Origin of the sequence: Micromonospora musae, from assembly GCF_003626635.1 — a bacterium.
GTDB classification, from domain to species: Bacteria; Actinomycetota; Actinomycetes; order Mycobacteriales; family Micromonosporaceae; genus Micromonospora; species Micromonospora musae.
The window spans coordinates 123576-139599 of sequence record NZ_RAZT01000001.1 but is presented as its reverse complement, the minus strand read 5'-3'; the positions used below and the strand labels follow the sequence as shown (position 1 = coordinate 139599).

16 protein-coding genes are annotated in these 16024 nt (G+C 72.7%); 5 read left to right on the top strand and 11 right to left on the bottom strand.

Annotated elements, in window-relative coordinates; translation table 11 throughout:
- Positions 1 to 50: 50 nt before the first annotated feature.
- The 7 genes from D7044_RS00645 to kdd all read right to left on the bottom strand — a co-directional run bounded on the left by D7044_RS00645 (position 51) and on the right by kdd (position 8977).
- Complete coding sequence (locus D7044_RS00645) at positions 51 to 1631, bottom strand: FAD-dependent oxidoreductase (RefSeq protein WP_120687616.1); 1581 nt, start codon at positions 1629 to 1631, stop codon at positions 51 to 53.
- Between the two features lie 576 nt (positions 1632 to 2207).
- Complete coding sequence (locus tag D7044_RS00640; protein ID WP_120687615.1) at positions 2208 to 3545, bottom strand: glutamate mutase L; 1338 nt, start codon at positions 3543 to 3545, stop codon at positions 2208 to 2210.
- Positions 3542 to 3940: a 3-aminobutyryl-CoA ammonia lyase gene (gene kal / locus D7044_RS00635; protein ID WP_120687614.1), complete on the bottom strand. Its 399-nt coding sequence runs from the start codon at positions 3938 to 3940 to the stop codon at positions 3542 to 3544. Before kal ends, D7044_RS00640 begins: the two co-directional genes overlap by 4 nt.
- Positions 3937 to 4695: a lysine 5,6-aminomutase subunit beta gene (kamE, locus tag D7044_RS00630; RefSeq protein ID WP_255510772.1), complete on the bottom strand. Its 759-nt coding sequence runs from the start codon at positions 4693 to 4695 to the stop codon at positions 3937 to 3939. The genes kal and kamE overlap by 4 nt, the downstream gene beginning before the upstream one ends.
- A 2-nt stretch (positions 4696 to 4697) precedes the next feature.
- Entirely contained in the window at positions 4698 to 6287 is a 1590-nt protein-coding gene (kamD, locus tag D7044_RS00625; protein ID WP_120687882.1) for a lysine 5,6-aminomutase subunit alpha, read from the bottom strand.
- Positions 6288 to 6345: 58 nt separating this feature from the next.
- The gene (locus tag D7044_RS00620) at positions 6346 to 7911 is read right to left on the bottom strand and encodes an amidohydrolase (RefSeq protein WP_120687612.1); all 1566 of its coding nucleotides are present in this window, start codon (positions 7909 to 7911) and stop codon (positions 6346 to 6348) included.
- Positions 7912 to 7915: 4 nt separating this feature from the next.
- Positions 7916 to 8977 carry an L-erythro-3,5-diaminohexanoate dehydrogenase gene (gene kdd, locus D7044_RS00615; protein WP_120681548.1) on the bottom strand — a complete coding sequence of 354 codons (1062 nt, stop codon included), beginning with the start codon at positions 8975 to 8977 and terminating at the stop codon, positions 7916 to 7918.
- 140 nt (positions 8978 to 9117) lie between these two features.
- On the opposite strand from kdd, the gene D7044_RS00610 reads away from it, so the two are divergent.
- Entirely contained in the window at positions 9118 to 10524 is a 1407-nt protein-coding gene (locus D7044_RS00610) for a KamA family radical SAM protein (RefSeq protein ID WP_120681546.1), read from the top strand.
- An 88-nt stretch (positions 10525 to 10612) separates the two neighbouring features.
- Positions 10613 to 11764 (top strand): low temperature requirement protein A, encoded by a 1152-nt coding sequence (locus tag D7044_RS00605; protein WP_120681544.1) that lies wholly within the window; start codon positions 10613 to 10615, stop codon positions 11762 to 11764.
- On the opposite strand, the gene D7044_RS00600 is transcribed toward D7044_RS00605, so the two are convergent.
- Both D7044_RS00600 and D7044_RS00595 read right to left on the bottom strand, forming a co-directional pair.
- On the bottom strand, positions 11745 to 12074 hold the full coding sequence (locus D7044_RS00600) for a YnfA family protein (protein WP_120681542.1): 330 nt from the start codon (positions 12072 to 12074) through the stop codon (positions 11745 to 11747). The two genes, D7044_RS00605 and D7044_RS00600, sit on opposite strands and share 20 nt — an antisense overlap.
- A gap of 82 nt (positions 12075 to 12156) precedes the next feature.
- Positions 12157 to 12348, bottom strand: a complete 192-nt coding sequence (locus tag D7044_RS00595) for a CsbD family protein (protein WP_120681540.1) — start codon at positions 12346 to 12348, stop codon at positions 12157 to 12159.
- 256 nt (positions 12349 to 12604) lie between these two features.
- Here D7044_RS00595 and D7044_RS00590 point away from each other — a divergent pair, with 256 nt between their 5' ends.
- Entirely contained in the window at positions 12605 to 13219 is a 615-nt protein-coding gene (locus tag D7044_RS00590; protein WP_199716427.1) for a CatB-related O-acetyltransferase, read from the top strand.
- A gap of 48 nt (positions 13220 to 13267) precedes the next feature.
- On the opposite strand, the gene D7044_RS00585 is transcribed toward D7044_RS00590, so the two are convergent.
- Positions 13268 to 13975, bottom strand: coding sequence for an SDR family NAD(P)-dependent oxidoreductase (locus tag D7044_RS00585; protein WP_120681536.1), 708 nt, complete (start codon positions 13973 to 13975; stop codon positions 13268 to 13270).
- Between the two features lie 102 nt (positions 13976 to 14077).
- On the opposite strand from D7044_RS00585, the gene D7044_RS00580 reads away from it, so the two are divergent.
- Both D7044_RS00580 and D7044_RS00575 read left to right on the top strand, forming a co-directional pair.
- Positions 14078 to 14917 (top strand): helix-turn-helix transcriptional regulator, encoded by an 840-nt coding sequence (locus D7044_RS00580; protein ID WP_120681534.1) that lies wholly within the window; start codon positions 14078 to 14080, stop codon positions 14915 to 14917.
- A gap of 54 nt (positions 14918 to 14971) precedes the next feature.
- A complete protein-coding gene (locus D7044_RS00575) occupies positions 14972 to 15583 on the top strand; it encodes a histidine phosphatase family protein (protein ID WP_120681532.1) in 612 nt (203 codons plus the stop codon).
- Here the strand turns inward: D7044_RS00575 and D7044_RS00570 are convergent.
- Positions 15513 to 16019 (bottom strand): Lrp/AsnC family transcriptional regulator, encoded by a 507-nt coding sequence (locus D7044_RS00570; RefSeq protein WP_120681530.1) that lies wholly within the window; start codon positions 16017 to 16019, stop codon positions 15513 to 15515. The genes D7044_RS00575 and D7044_RS00570 overlap by 71 nt on opposite strands.
- Positions 16020 to 16024: the final 5 nt, after the last annotated feature.

The window sequence follows — 16024 nt, the reverse complement described above, 5'->3', positions numbered from 1 at the left end:
GGCGCCTCAGCACGATCACGGTCGTGAAGGCTACCCGGCCGGGCAGCCGGTCACGAACGGCGGCGGGCCACGAGAACGGCGTCGTGGACGGTGCTCTCCCGCCCCTGCGGGTCCACGGCGGGGCGGGGCCGCGCCTCGGCCCGCACCTCCCACACCGTGGGGTCGAGCGCCGCCGCGAGCTCCTCGGGGGTGTACATCATCTCCGGCAGGTGCATCCGGTGCACGCTGGTACGCAGGTCCCACGGGTGGTGCCCGACGATCAGCAGGGTGCCGCCGGCGGCGACGGCGGCGGCCAGCCGGGCGAACAGGACGGCACGCTCCTCGCCGGGCAGGTGCATGAACTGGGCGCTCACCAGGTCGTACGTCGCCTCGGCGGGCGGCTGCTCCCGCACGTCGGCGTGGACCCAGTCGACCCGGTCGGCGATCTCGGGGCCGGCGTCGGCGGCGTGCGCGGCGGCCCGCTGCAGCGCGGTGCGGGAGATGTCCACGGCGGTGACCCGCCAGCCCCGCCGGGCGAGCCACACCGCGTCGGCGCCCTCGCCGCTGCCCACGTCCAACGCCCGGCCCGGGGTCAGGTCGGTGGCCTCGGCCACCAGCTGCGGATTGGGGCGTCCGCTCCACACCGCCGCCCGGGAGGAGTAGCGCTGCTCCCACGCCTGCTCGGTGAACATGGTGGCGACCTGGTGGCGGCGTTCGCGTACGGCCTCGCGGGTCTCCTCGGCCACCAGGTCGGCGTTGATCGCCGCCGCGGCCGTCAACCCACCGCCGGCGGCGGTGATGACCTGGGCGCGTACGTCGGCGACGTTGCCGGCCACCCACACCCCGGGCACCGTGGTCGCGCCGCCCGCGTCGGCGGGGATCTGCGCGCCGAGCACCTGCCCGCCCAGCTCCACCTCGACGGGGGTGAGGCCGAGGTCGGCGAGCAGGCCGGCGCGGGCGGTGAACCGGGGCGCCACCACCAGCGTGTCCAGCTCGACGACGCCGCCGTCGGCCAGCCGCACCCCGGTGAGGGCGTCCCCGGCCAGCAGGAGCTCCTCGACGGGGCCGTCCACGACGGTGATCTCCCGGGCGGCGAGCTGTTCGAGCTCGTCGCCGGTGGGCTGCGGCGCGCCGTGGACCAGCAGCAGCACGCGGTCGCTCCACTGTCGCCACAGCAGCGCCTGCGCAACGCCGGTCGGGCCGGTGGCGAGCACGCCGATCCGCCGGTCGCGGGTCTCCCATCCGTGGCAGTACGGGCAGTGCAGCACGTCCCGGCCCCACCGCTTCGCCAGGCCGGGCACGTCGGGCAGCTCGTCGACCAGCCCGGTGGTGACCAGCAGCCGCCGCGCCCGCACCACGCTCGCGTCGGCGAGGGTCAGGGTGAACCCGGCGTCGTCGCGGGCGGCGGCCTCCACCCGGCCGGTGACGACCTGCCCGCCGTAGCCGGTGACCTCGGCCCGTCCGGCGGCCAGCAGCTCGCCCGGCGGAGTGCCCTCCCGGGTCAGGTAGTTGTGCACTCCGTCGGCGGGGGCGTTGCGCGGCTCACCGGCGTCCACCACCAGCACCGAGCGGCGGGCCCGGGCCAGGGCGAGCGCTCCGGCGAGTCCGGCCGCGCCGCCGCCGACCACCACCACGTCGTATCTCTCGCTCACCTGACACCTCCGGGTCGTGTTCGGCTTCCCGTCCACGCTGCACCCACCACCGCCGCAACGACAAGGAAAGTTGCTGGATCGGCAAACGGCGGGGCGCCGGGCTCGACCCCCGACCGCTGCGGTGATCAACCATTTCGGCCCGCGGAGGGCAACGCCGACACGCACAAGCCCCGACCCCGCGGGGAGGTGCGGGCATGAAAATCGGGGCGCGGCCAACGCCGCGCCCCGATGCTCCCAGGCCCTTCCCGGCCGGTGGGGCGAGAATGCGGCACGCCGACCTTCGGACCGACCAGACGCGGACTGGCTGTCCCCGCCGGGCCGTTGTCTACTGGCCGTGCGCCTCACTTCGCCCGTACACCGGTTACCGCGGCCGGTTCGCGCCGCCCCGCCGACCCCCGCCCGCTGGACCTGGCCGCCGCGACAACGTGTCGCTCGGCCAGCGGACGGAGGGACGAAGCGAACAACAGCCGCTTCCCGTAGTAGGACTCAAAGACGGTACGTGCTGCCCCCCGGGGCCTGTCAACCCGCCCCCGGCCTGTCGCCGTGTCGCAACCCGGCGTGTCGCGCCGGGTTGCGTCAGCCCACGCCCAGATGCCCACTCAGCAACTCGCCCGCCACCTGCGGATGCTCCGCCGCGAGCAACCCACCGGCGGCCAACACGTACTCCACGTCCACCACCGGTCGCGCCGCCCGCGGCAGCGGCCACCCGCCCGCGTGATCGGCCAAGACCGCGGTGAGCACCTGCACCGCCTGCCCGGCCGGGGCGTGCCGCAACACACCCCCGGAACCCACCACCAGCCGCACGTCGCGCAGGTCCCGCCCGCCCCGCTCACCGGCGGCCCCACCCCGGGCGTGCCGGCGCAACGCCACCGTCGCCGCCAACTGCGCGATCCGCCACTCCAGCGCCTGCTGCGCCGCGTCGGCGGGCAGGAAACCCGGCTCGGCCGCCCGCACCGCCGCAGCCGCGGTCAGCTGCTCCTGCTCCCCGTCGGCGAGCAGCCGCTCCTCCACGGCCGCCCGCACCACCCCGGGCGCGCTCCACCGCATACCCAGGTCACCCTCCACGGTGCGGGCCCGCCACAGCGAACCGGCCACCTCCCGACCCGGCCCGGTGGCCCGCTCGTCCGGGGTGAGCACCGAGTACACGTCGGTGGTGGCCCCACCGACGTCCACCACCGCCAGGTCCCCGCCCAGCCGGTCGGCGAGCACCTCCACCCCGGTCAGCACCGCGTCCGGCGTCGCCGCGCGCACCAGCCGCCCGAACCGGGCACCCCGCGACAGCCGCTTCCCGCCGATCACATGCCGCAGGAACACCTCCCGGATCGCCGAGCGCGCCGACGCGGGCGCCAGCACCCCGATGCGGGGCAGCACATTGTCGGCCACCGTCACCGGCACCCCGGCCGCGGCCAACCCGGCCGCCAACTCCGCACGCACGTCGACGTTGCCGGCCAGCACCACCGGCACCCGCCAGCGGGCCCGCGCCAGCCGGGTCGCGTTGTGCGTCAACACCTCGGCGTCCCCGCCGTCGGTGCCGCCCACCAGCAGCACCACATCGGGGCGGGCCGCCCGCAACGCACTCAGCTCCGCCGCACCCAACCGGCCGGCGGCCACATGCACCACGTTCGCCCCCGCCGACAGGCCCACCCGCCGGCCCGCCTGCGCCGTCACCAACTGCTCGTAGCCGACCACCGCCAACCGCAGCCCACCACCGGCCGACGAACACACGTACCACGCCGGATCCCGGGCACCCAACCCGGCGGTCGCCGCCGCGACGGCCGCGTCCAGGCCGTGCAGCACGTCCGTACCGACCGTCGTCGCCGCCGCGGCCGCCCCGACCAGCCGCGCGTCGTCGAGGTCGACCACCGCCACCTTCGTGTACGTCGACCCGACGTCGGCGCAGACCGCGACGTTCACGCCGCCGGCGGCACGACCACCGTGCCGGTCGCGGTGACCGCCACGATCGGCGGGTCGAGGACCTCCGCCGCCGACTCACCTCGCTCCGGGCGGCCCCGGCACACCACCACGCAGCTCAACTCCAGCGTCCGGCTGCGGGTGCCCACCCGGCTGACCTGCGCGGTCACCTCCACCACGTCACCGGCCCGGATCGGGGCGGTGAACCGCACGTCGGCGTAGCCGGCGAACAGCCCCTCGTCGCCGTCGGTGCGGATGCACACCTCCGTGGCGACATCCCCGAACAAACCCAACGCGTACGCCCCGTCGACCAGGTTCCCCGCGTAGTGGGCGTGCGAGTACGGCACATACCGGCGGTGCGTCACCGTCAACCCCAGCCGCGGATCCTGCCCCGTCATGCCGCCGCCCTCCTGCTCGTGATCAACGCGTGCGCCAGGTAACTGGCCACCTCACCCGGGGTGGTGCCCCGACCGAAGATCCGATCCACACCCAACTCCTCGGCCATCGTCTCGTCGAACCGCGGCCCACCGACGATCAGCAACGGACGCCGGCCCGCCGGCATCGCCTCCCGGAACGCCGCCGACATCTCCCGCGTGTTGTGCAGATGCGCGTCCCGCTGCGTCACCACCTGGGAGACCAGCACCGCGTCCGCCTTCTCCACTCGGGCGGCCTCCACCAACTCCGGCACGCTCACCTGCGCACCCAGGTTCGTGACCTTCAACTCCCGGTAGTACTCCAGGCCCTTCTCCCCCGCGATTCCCTTCACGTTCAGGATCGCGTCGATGCCGACCGTGTGCGCGTCCGTGCCGATGCACGCCCCCACCACCGACAACTTCCGCCGCAACCGCTGCTTCACCAAGGCGTTGATCTCCTTGGCCGACAGCAGCGGGAAGTCCCGCTCGACCACCTGCACCGCGGAGACGTCCACCAGATGGTTCACCCGCCCGTACACGACGAAGAACGTGTACCCGTCGCCCATCTGCTTCGCGTGCACCAGCATCGCCGGGTCGATGCCCATCTTCCCGGCCAGCTGCACGGCCGCGCCCTCGCCCCGCTTGTCGTGCGGCACCGGCAGCGTGAACGACACCTGCACCATTCCGTCGCCGGTGGTGTCCCCGTACGGGCGCACGATCTTCTTGTCCACGCCGTCCACGCTCACGACCGCACCGCCGTCGGCTCCGCGCCCGTCGGTTGCGCCTCGAGGATCTCCGTGGCCGGATTCCAGTAGTCCGCCTCGTGCCGCGCCACCCCGTCCAGGCCCTTACCCCGATCCGGCGGACGCTTCATGATGCCGAACGTGCCCTCGGCGATCGCCGTCAACAACGACTGCTCACCGATGCGCTCCAACAGCCGCACCGCCTCCCCCAGCACCTGCCGCGCCCGCTGCTGGATGAACCCGCCCGGCGCCGGCACGAAGTCCTCGTGCAGCCCACCCGCGGCACCCAACACGTACCGCACGTTCTGCAACGCGATGTCCCGGTCCGACAACCACGGCGTCACCACCGCCTCGGTCATCATCCCCACCAGCAGGATGCCCTGCCCGGTCAGCGTGCCCGCCAGGTTGAAGAACCCGTCGAGCAGGTTGCCGCGGAACACGTCCCCGGTCATGTGCTTCGTCGGCGGCATCCACTTCAACGGCGCGTCCGGGAACAACTCCCGCGCCAGCAACGCGTGCGCCAACTCCAACCGGAACGACTCCGGCACATCCGGATTGATCTCGAACGCGTGCCCCAGCCCCAACTGCCAGTCCGCCAACCCCGCCTCGTGCGCGAAGAACTCGTTCAGCAGCTGCGACACCGTCACCGTGTGCGCCTCCTCCACCGCGTCGGCGGTGGTGAGGTAGTTGTCCTCCCCGGTGTTGATGATGATCCCGGCCCGCGCGTGCACCTGCCGCGAGAACCGCTGATCCACGAACGTCCGGATCGGATTGATGTCCCGGAACAGGATCCCGTACATCGAGTCGTTCAACATCATGTCCAGCCGCTCCAGGCCGGCCAGGGTCGCCATCTCCGGCATGCACAACCCGGACGCGTAGTTCGTCAACCGCACGTACCGGCCCAGCTCCTTCGACGACACGTCCAACGCCGCCCGCATCAGCCGGAAGTTCTCCTGCGTCGCGTACGTGCCGGCGAACCCCTCCCGCGTCGCGCCCTCCGGCACGTAGTCCAGCAGCGACTGCCCCGTCGACCGGATCACCGCGATCACATCCGCGCCCGCCCGCGCCGCCGCCTGCGCCTGCGGAATGTCCTCATAGATGTCACCGGTCGCCACGATCAGGTAGATCCACGGCCGCTGCTTCGGGTCCCCGTACCGCTTGACCAGACGATCCCGCTCGGCCCGCCGACGGTCGATCTGCCGCACCCCCGCGGCCGCCGCCTTCCGCGCCGCCCGACGCGCGGCCGTGGCCGCCCGCCCGGTGGGCTGGGTGAACCGCACCGACCCGGCGGCGGCCTTCTGCGCCAGCAACGTCACATCGGTCAGATCCTCCCGGGCCAGCGCGTCGAAGACCGACGCCGCCACCCCGTGCCCCAGCCCGACGTCGGCCACCACCGCGTCCACCAGCCGGTTCACCCACGGAATACCGTCCGGGTCCGCGCCGGTCACCCCGGCCAGCCGCAACACCGCCCGCTCCACCGACACCGTCGTATGACTACGGGCCAGGTCCACCACCGGCTGCCCCGCGCGGCGCGCCAACTCCCGCGCCCGCGCCACCAGCACCGGATCAAGATCGAGTTTCGGTCTCACGCCGTCGCTCCGCTCCGCCGCGCGGCCGCCCCGCTGACACACCCGATGGTTCGCTCGCTCACGCAGACCCTTCCTCATAAATCACGTCACCACGCAGCACCGTCCGCCGACACACCGGCAACGGCGTCGGATCCTGCGGCCCCCGCAACTCCGGGTCCTCGGCCAACAGCACCGGCAGATTCCGATCCACCCCAGCCGGCGTGTCCCACACCGCGAACGTCGCCGGCGCACCCAACGCGAGAACCCCCTCGTTGTCCAGGTGCACCGCCCGCCACCCGCCGCGCGTGTGCGCCGCGAACGCCGCCCGCACACTCATCCGCTGCGCCGGGCTGTGATGCGCCGCCGCCGCCCGCACCGACCCCCACGGATCCACCGGCGTCACCGGCGAATCCGACCCGAACGCCAACGCCACCCCGACCCCGTGCATCGCACCCATCGGATTCGACGCCAACGACCGGGCCAACCCCAACCGCGACTCGTACATCCGACCCGCGCCACCCCACAACCGGTCGAACGCCGGCTGCATACTCGCCACGATCCCGTACTCCACGAACCCGGCGATCAACCGCTTGTCCATGATCTCCGCGTGCTCGATGCGGTGCCGCGCCGCGCGCACCCGCTCCACACCCAACTGCCGCACCGCCCCCGCGAACCCCTCCAGGACCGTGCCGATCGCCGCGTCACCGATCGCATGGAACCCGCCCTGCAACCCGTGCGCCGCGCAGTCCAGCAGATGCTCCCGCACCTGCTCCGCCGACAGGTAGCCGTGCCCAGCGCCGTCCCCGTCCAGATACGGCTGCGACAGGTGCGCCGTCCGCGAACCCAACGCACCGTCCGCGAACAGATCACCACCGGCGCCCACCGCACCCAACTCCCGAGCCCGCGCGGCACCACCCAACTCACCCCAGTACCCGTACACCTCCGGCACACCCGCACCCGAGATGCCCAGCAGACCCGTGAAATCCTCCTCGTCGGAGATCTCCGGCCCACCACACTCGTGCACCGCCGCGACCCCCAGCGACGCCGCGTGCGCCAACGCCACCCGCTGCGCCGCCACCCGCTGCCCCCGCGTCACCGACGCGAACGCCGCCGCCCGCACCACGTGGTGCGCGTCACGCCGCAACCACCCCGACTCGTCGTAACCCGCCGCGGCCACCACCTCCGGCACCGCCGCCGACATCGCCCGCGACACCAACGCCGAATGGATCGACGCCTGCGACAGGTACACCCGCCGACCACCGGCCGCTCGCTCCAACGCGTCCGCGTCCGGCAACGGTGACGCACCCCACGTCGACTCGTCCCAGCCGTGACCCAACACCACCGCATCCGCCGGCAGACCCGCCGCGAACCCGGCCACCGCGTCCAGCAACTCCCCCGCCGAACGCACCCCCGACAGATCCAACCCCGACAACGCCAACCCGGTGTCCGTCGCGTGCACGTGCGCGTCCACGAACGCCGGCGTCACCAACGCCCCGTCCAGATCCACCACCCGGTCGGCGGCGGGCGCGTCCGCGTCCACCCCCAGCCAGGTGATCCGCCCACCGGAGACCAGCAGCGCGGTCGCGTTCGGGTCGGCGGGGCAGAGCAGCACGCCGCCGCGGTACAACGTCGAGGGGTTCGTCATGACCTCAGTCTGCCGCCAACCGGGACTCGAAGAGCCGACGGACCCCCGGCTCCGAGCGCAGCAACCCCAACGCCAGATCCGCGTGCCCCGGCACGTACCCGTTACCCACCAGCATCGTCACGTCCGCCGCCAGACCCTCGGCGCCCAATGCCGCCCCGGCGAAACTCGTCGCCATCGAGAAGAAGATCACGGTGCCGCCGTCCGCCGTGCCCAGCACCGCCCCGTGCTCGCACCCCGGCACGTCCACGCAGACCACCGTCACATCCGCCGGCACACCCAGCGCCGTGGTCACCGCCGTCGACACCGCCACCGGATCCCGCGCATCGGCCAACGCCACCGCGTCGGCCAACCCCGCCGCCGTCAGCGCGTCCCGCTCCGCCGCCACCGGCACCACCCCGACCGTACGACCGGCGCCCGCCCGCCGCGCCGCCGCCAGCGACAGCGAACCGCTCTTGCCCGCGCCACCGATCACCGCCACCGTCACCGGCCGGGCATCCCCCTCACGCGCCCGGTCGGCCACATAACGCGACACCACCCGCGCCGTCAACGCCGGCGCCCCGCACACGTCCAGCACCGCCAGGGACAGCTGCGGATCCTCCTCCGCCGGCAGCACCGCGGCGATCGACCGGGCGAACAGAATCGCCCACCCGTCACACGGCACCTGCTCGCTGCGCCCGTCCCACCGCGCCAACCCGTCGGTGATCACCAGCGGCGTCAACGTCAACGACACCAGCGTCGCCACCCGGTCGCCAGGCCGCAGCCCCAGCGGCGACCGCCGACCCGCCTCCTCGACCGTGCCGATCAGCATCCCGCCCGAACCGGTCACCGGGTTCTGCATCTTCCCCCGGCTGGTGACGATCTCCAGCACCTCGGCGCGCACCGCGTCCCCGTCACCGCCGTGCTTCTCCCACAGCTGCCGGAAACTCGCCGCGTCCAGGTTCAGCCGCTCCACCCGGATCCGCACCTCGTTCGCCGCGATCTCCGGACTCGCGTCCAGCCGCCAGGCCGCCTGCGGCAGCACCCCCGCCGGTTCCACGACGCGGTGCAGACCCACCGGTGACGTCACGCCGACCTCCCCCTGTCAACCGCCCGAAGCCCCGGTCAAGGCTCGCATCGCGGGAAAACTTCCGGCAGACTAATTTCTAGGCCGGAGATTTTCCAGTAGCCTTCGACCGGCTGATCAACCGCACCACACGAGGAGGGGCCGTGACCCAGACCCAACCGGTGGAGACCATCCCCGCAGCCCGCCCCATCCCGACCGTGGTGCCCACCACCGGCCAGCCCTACGAATACCGGCGCGCACCACTCGTCGAACCCGACTGGACCCGCTTCCCCGGCTGGCGCCACGTCACCCGGGAACAGTGGGAATCCGCCCAGTGGCAACGCGTCAACTGCGTCAAGAACATCAAGCAGCTCCGCACCGTCCTCGGCGACCTCGTCGACGAAGCCTTCTACGCCGACCTCGAAGCCGACCAGAAGGCCCTGGCCACCATGTCGATGCTGGTGCCACCCCAGATGCTCAACACCATGGTGCCGTTCGCCCCCATGACCACCGAGGCGCTCCTCGCCGACCCGGTACGGCGCTACATGATCCCCGTCGCCTCCGACCGGCGCAGCGACTGGCCCTCACACCCCTACGCCAGCCGCGACTCCCTCCACGAACACGACATGTGGGTCGCCGAAGGCCTCACCCACCGCTACCCCACCAAAGTCCTCGCCGAGCTGCTCTCCACCTGCCCGCAGTACTGCGGCCACTGCACCCGGATGGACCTCGTCGGCAACTCCACCCCCGCCGTCGACAAGCTCAAACTCACCCTCAAGCCCGTCGACCGCTACGACGCCCACATCGCCTACCTCAAGGCCCACCCCGGCGTCCGCGACGTCGTCGTCTCCGGCGGCGACGTCGCCAACGTGCCCTGGCGCAACCTCGAGAACTACCTGATGCGGCTGCTCGAGATCGAAACCATCCGCGACATCCGGCTCGCCACCAAGGCCCTCATGGGCCTACCGCAGCACTGGCTCCAGCCCGACGTCGTCGAAGGCCTCGAACGGGTCGCCCGCACCGCCGCCCGCCGCGGCGTCAACCTCGCCATCCACACCCACGTCAACCACGCCCAGTCGCTCACCCCACTGGTCGCCCGCGCCGCCCAGACCGCCCTCGACGTCGGCGTACGCGACGTCCGCAACCAGGGCGTCCTCATGCGCGGCGTCAACGCCACCAGCCGCGACCTGCTCGACCTCTGCTTCGCACTCCAGGGCGAAGCGGGCATCCTGCCGTACTACTTCTACATGTGCGACATGATCCCCAACGCCGAGCACTGGCGCGTCCCGGTCTGGCACGCCCAGCAGCTCCAGCACGACATCATGGGCTACCTGCCCGGCTACGCCACCCCACGGATCGTCTGCGACGTCCCCTTCGTCGGCAAGCGCTGGGTGCACATGCTCACCGAGTACGACCGCGAGCGCGGCATCTCCTACTGGACCAAGAACTACCGCACCTCGATCGAGTCCGCCGACCTCGAAGCCCTCGACCGTCGCTACGCCTACTACGACCCGATCGACACCCTGCCCACGGCCGGCCAGGCCTGGTGGACCGAACACCGCGACGACTGACGACGCCCACCCGTCACCCCCGCCACGGGGGTGACGGGAAACCGGCCGACACCCGCCACCCGCGACCGGCCGACTACCCTGCACCCACATGACCCCCGCGCGGCGCGACACCGACCCGGAAACCGCCGACCGCGCCACCCCCGTCGAGGTCTTCTTCGACCTGGTCTTCGTGCTCACCATCACCCAGCTCGTCGCCCTGCTCGAGGAACACCTCAACTGGATCGGGCTGGCCCGCGTCATCCTGATCTTCGGCCTGCTCTGGTACCTCTACTCCGGCTACGCCTGGCTCACCAACCACGTGCCGCCCCGCACCGCGACCCGCAAACTTCTGATCTTCGCCGGCATGGCCGGATTCCTGCTCACCGCCGTCGCCATCCCCGACGCCTTCACCGGCAGCGGCCTGCTCTTCGGAATCGGCTACCTGATCGTCGTCACCGTCCACCTCGGCCTGTTCAGCCAGAGCACCGCCCGCGCAGCCGTCCGGCGCCTCGCCCCGTACAACCTCGGCGCCGCACTGCTGATCCTCGCCGCCGGCCTGGTCACCGGACCCGCCGTACCCGCCCTCTGGGCCGCCGCCGTCTTCACCCAGACCGCCCTGCCGTACCTGCTACCCGGCCACTCCTGGCTGAGCGCGGCCGCCAGCTTCCACATCCGTGCCCCGCACTTCGTCGAACGGCACAGCCTGCTCGTCATCGTCACGTTCGGCGAAACCGTGGTCGCCATCGGCATGGGCGCGCCCCGCGACCACCTCGGTCTCGGCACCGCCCTCGCCGTCGTGATGGCCCTCGCCCTGCCCGCCGCCCTCTGGTGGACCTACTTCACCGACACCGGGCCGAACGAAGCCGCTCTCCACGCCGCGGACCACGGCACCCGCAGCCGGTTCGCCGCCCGCGTCTTCATCGTCGCGCACTTCGTGCTGCTGCTCGGCGTCATCGCCGCCGCCACCGGCCTGCACGCCGTCGTCAGCCACCCCGGCGACGCCAGCGGCTGGGCCAACTCCTTCGCCCTCTCCGGCGGCGTCGCCCTGTTCCTGCTCGCCATCGCCGACGCCCGCCGGGTCCTCGGCACCGGACGGCGCCCCGGCCGACTGATCACCACCGCCCTGGTGCTCGCCACCATTCCGCTCGGCGCCGTCGTCGGCGCCGCGCTGCACCTCGCCGTGGTGATCGTCCTCCTGACCGGGATGCTGCTGATCGACGGTCACCCCCGCGTGCGCCCGGTCAGCGTGGCGCGTACATGATCACCGCGACTCCGAAGAGGCAGATGACGGCGCCGGTGACGTCCCACCGGTCCGGGCGGAAGCCGTCCACCAGCACCCCCCAGACGAGCGACCCGGCCACGAACACGCCACCGTACGCGGCGAGGATCCGGCCGAAGTGCGCGTCGGGCTGGAACGTCGCCACGAAACCGTAGATCCCGAGCGCGACCACACCGGCGGCGACGAACCACAACCCGCGATGTTCGCGCCACCCCTGCCAGACGAGCCACGCCCCGCCGATCTCGGCGAGCGCGGCCAGGGCGAAGAGCAGCAACGAACGCAGCACGGTCACGCCCCGAGGGTAGTGCGACGGCCTGCGGCGAATACGCGGCGGCGGCCCAGGGATCACCCCTGGGCCGCCGCCGCGCACTGCGTCACCGGAAGGCGTCGCGTGCGTTCTTGCCGGCCTCCTTGGCGCCCTGACCGGCCTGCTTGACCCGCGCCTCGCTCTGCTGCGTGGCGCCCTCCGCCCGCATGCTCTCGTTGTCGGTCATATCGCCGATCCGCTCCTTCGCGGCACCGGTCATCTGCTCCATCTTGTTCTTGGCCTTGTCGGTGAAGCTCATCTCGCCTCCTTGCTCAGTTGCGGCGGTCGCCTCGTGCGTGCCCGGTGCGGCTTGGCGCAAACGAGGTGTGCCGGCACACCTCGCGTACGGCATCCTAGGAAGATAGTTTTATGGGTCGGTCGAGGGCTCGGTCGCGACCGACCGGGATAAACGACTGTCCCCGGAAGCCCCGGTGCGGCGATCATGGGCCGGAAGCGGACCCGACACCGATGAGGAACCGATGCCCGTACCACCCGACCCGACGATCGTCCATCCGATGCCGGAACAGCCGCGGGTGGTGCTCCTCAGGCCGCTGGTGACGTCCCCGCTGATCGAGGTCGGGGAGTACTCCTACTACGACGACCCGGACGATCCGACCGCGTTCGAGACCCGCAACGTGCTCTACCACTACGGGCCGGAGAAGCTGGTCATCGGCAGATTCTGCGCGCTGGGGACGGGCGTCCGGTTCATCATGAACGGCGCCAACCACCGGATGGACGGCCCCTCGACCTTCCCCTTCCCCACCATGGGCGGCTCCTGGTCCGAACACTTCGACCTGCTCACCGGCCTGCCCAACCGGGGAGACACCGTCGTCGGCAACGACGTGTGGTTCGGCTACGGCGCGACGGTCATGCCCGGGGTACGGATCGGAGACGGCGCGATCATCGGCGCCGGCGCCGTGGTCACCCGCGACGTGCCCGACTACGGCATCGTCGGCGGCAACCCGGCCCGCCTCCTGCGCACCCGCTTCGACGAGCCGGACATCGCCCGGTTGCTGGCGGTCGCCTGGTGGAACTGGCCCGCGGAGCACATCACCGCGCACGTCCGCACCGTCATGTCGGGCAGCGTAAGCGACCTGGAGGCCGCCGCCCGGGAGGTGCCGCGCGAGTGACGCGGAGGCGGGGCGCCCCCACCCGACCGGCGCCCCGCGAACCTCCGCTCACCAGGGCAGCGGGCCGGCGGCGTCGAAGTAGCCCCCGGTCGGGCCGTCCCGCTCCACCTGGGCCATCCTGACGATGATCTCGACGCCCTCCTCGACGGTCTGCGTGCCCGTCCGGCCGTTCAGGTCCGTCGCGGTGAAGCCCGGCTCCACCGCGTTGATCCGCATCTCGGGAAAGGCCTTCGCGTACTGAACCGTCACCACGTTGACCGCCGCCTTCGACGCCGGATAGGCCACCCCGGGATAGCCGTACGCCGGCGCGGCCGGGTCGGCCAACCGGCTCACCGACGCCAGCCCGCTGCTCACGTTCACCACCACCGGGTCGGTGGAACGTCGCAGCAGCGGCAGGAACGCGTGGGTGACCCGGACCAGTCCGAAGACGTTCGTCTCGAACATCGTCCGCATCTCCTCGCCGGTCACCTCCGCGGCGGTCACCACCCCGTTGTCCGGTTTACGCGCCTCGATGCCGGCGTTGTTGACCAGCACGTCCAGGCCCCCCGCCGCCTCGACGGTCCGTACCGCCGCCGCGACCGACGCGTCGTCGGTGACGTCGAGCAGCACGAACCGGGCGCCCAGGCGCTCGGCCGCGGCCCGGCCGCGATCCGCGTCCCGGCTGCCGACCCAGACGGTGTGCCCCGCGGCGAGCAGCCGCCGAGCGGTCTCGAAGCCGAGACCCTTGTTCGCTCCAGTGATCAGTGTCGTCGTCATGCCCGCAACGGTGCGCCGGGACCGCGCGGCCGGCCAGGCACCCGGTTTTCCTGGGAACGCCAGGGCCACCCTGGGCACCGGCCGGCGGGGCAGACTGGGGGCATGACCACGGCGGAGTTCGGGCGGGCGGTGCGCCGCTGGCGCGACCGGGTGCCACCCGAGGCCGCGGGGCTGCCCGCCGGCCGAGCCCGGCGCGCGGCCGGGCTGCGCCGCGAGGAGCTGGCGCTGCTCGCCGGCATCTCCGTCGACTACCTCACCCGCCTCGAACAGGGCCGGGCCTCCCACCCCTCGGCGCAGGTCGTCGCCGCCCTGGCCCGGGCGCTGCGGCTCACCGACCCGGAGCGCGCGCACCTGCACCGGCTGGCCGGGCTGGCGCAGCCGGGCCCGGAGACGATGCCCACCACGATCAACCCCAGCGTGCAGCGGCTGCTCGACCGGCTGGCCGGCATTCCGGTCGCGGTCCACGACGCCGCCTGGACGCTGCTGGTGGCGAATCCGCCGTACGCGGCGCTGATGGGCGACCCGTCGGGCTGGCAGGGCGACGAACGCAACGGCGTGTGGCGGCACTTCCTCGGCCCCGGCTCCCGGGTCCGGCTCAACACACAGGAGCGGCGCGGGCTCGAGGCCGCCCTCGTCGCCGACCTGCGCGTCGCCGCCGGGCGCTACCCGGCCGATCCGCGCCTGCGCCGGCTGATCGGGCAGCTGCGGGCCGGCAGCGCCCGGTTCGCCGAGCTGTGGGACGCCGGCGCCGTCGGCCGGCACGAGGCCGCCCGCAAGACCGTCGAGCATCCCCGGGTCGGCGCGCTGACCCTGGACTGCGATGTGCTCACCGTCGCCGGCAGCGACCTGCGGATCATGGTCTACACCGCCGCGCCCGGCACCGAGGACGCCGAACGACTCGCCCTGCTCACCGTCCTCGGCACCCAGTCCGTGGCCGGCTAGTCCCCGCCCACCAGCCGCGCCCGGCCCTCCCCCGGCTCGTGGTTGACTGGGCGTATGGGAGAGCTCCTGCTGATCCGGCACGGCGAGACGACCTGGAGCGCCAGCCGCCGGCACACCTCGTACACCGACCTGGAGCTCACCGCCGACGGAGAGCGGCAGGCCCGCACCCTCGCCGCGTTCCTCGCCGGTCGGCGCTTCGCGAGGGTGCTGGCGAGCCCCCGGGTCCGGGCGCTGCGCACCGCCCAACTCGCCGGTCTCACCGTCGACGCGGTCGACGAGGACCTCGCCGAGTGGAACTACGGCGACTACGAGGGACGCACCACCGTCGACATCCACGAGGACGACCCTCACTGGAACATCTGGACCGACGGTTGCCCGGGCGGCGAGACCCCCGGGCAGGTCGGCGAGCGGCTGGACCGGATCCTCGACCGGGTCGCTCCCCTGCTGGACCAGGGCACCGTCGCGCTGGTCGGGCACGCGCACAGCCTGCGCGTGCTCGGCGCCCGCTGGATCGGCCTACCGCCGTCCGCCGGTGGGCTCCTGCGGCTGGACACCGCCACGGTGAGCGTGCTCGGTCACGAGCACGGGCGGCGGGTCATCCTGCGCTGGAATCAGCCCGCTCCTCCGGCGCCCGGGACCGCGCCCGACTCGACGGTCCCGCGCTGATCTTCGGCGGCCGGTTCTCGTACGGGGTGGAGAGCACCACCGTCGTCCGGGTGGTGACGTTCGCCGCGGTACGGATCTCCTGCAGCAGCCGTTCCAGGTCCGCGGGGCCGGCCACCCGCACCAGCAGCATGTAGAAGTCCTCGCCCGCCACCGAGTAGCACGAGTCGATCTCGGGCAGGTGCGCCAACCGCTCCGGCGCGTCGTCCGGCTGCGACGGGTCGAACGGCCGGATCGCCACGAACGCGGTGAGCGGCAGCTCCAGCGCCTCGAAGGCGACCCGCGCCGCGTACCCCTTGATGACGCCCCGCTGTTCCAGCCGGCGCACCCGCTGGTGCACTGCGGACACCGACAGGCCCACCTTCTCGGCCAGATCCGTGTACGAAAGCCGGCCGTCAGCGGTCAGCGCGGCGATGATGGCGCGGTCGGTCTCCTCCACGGCGT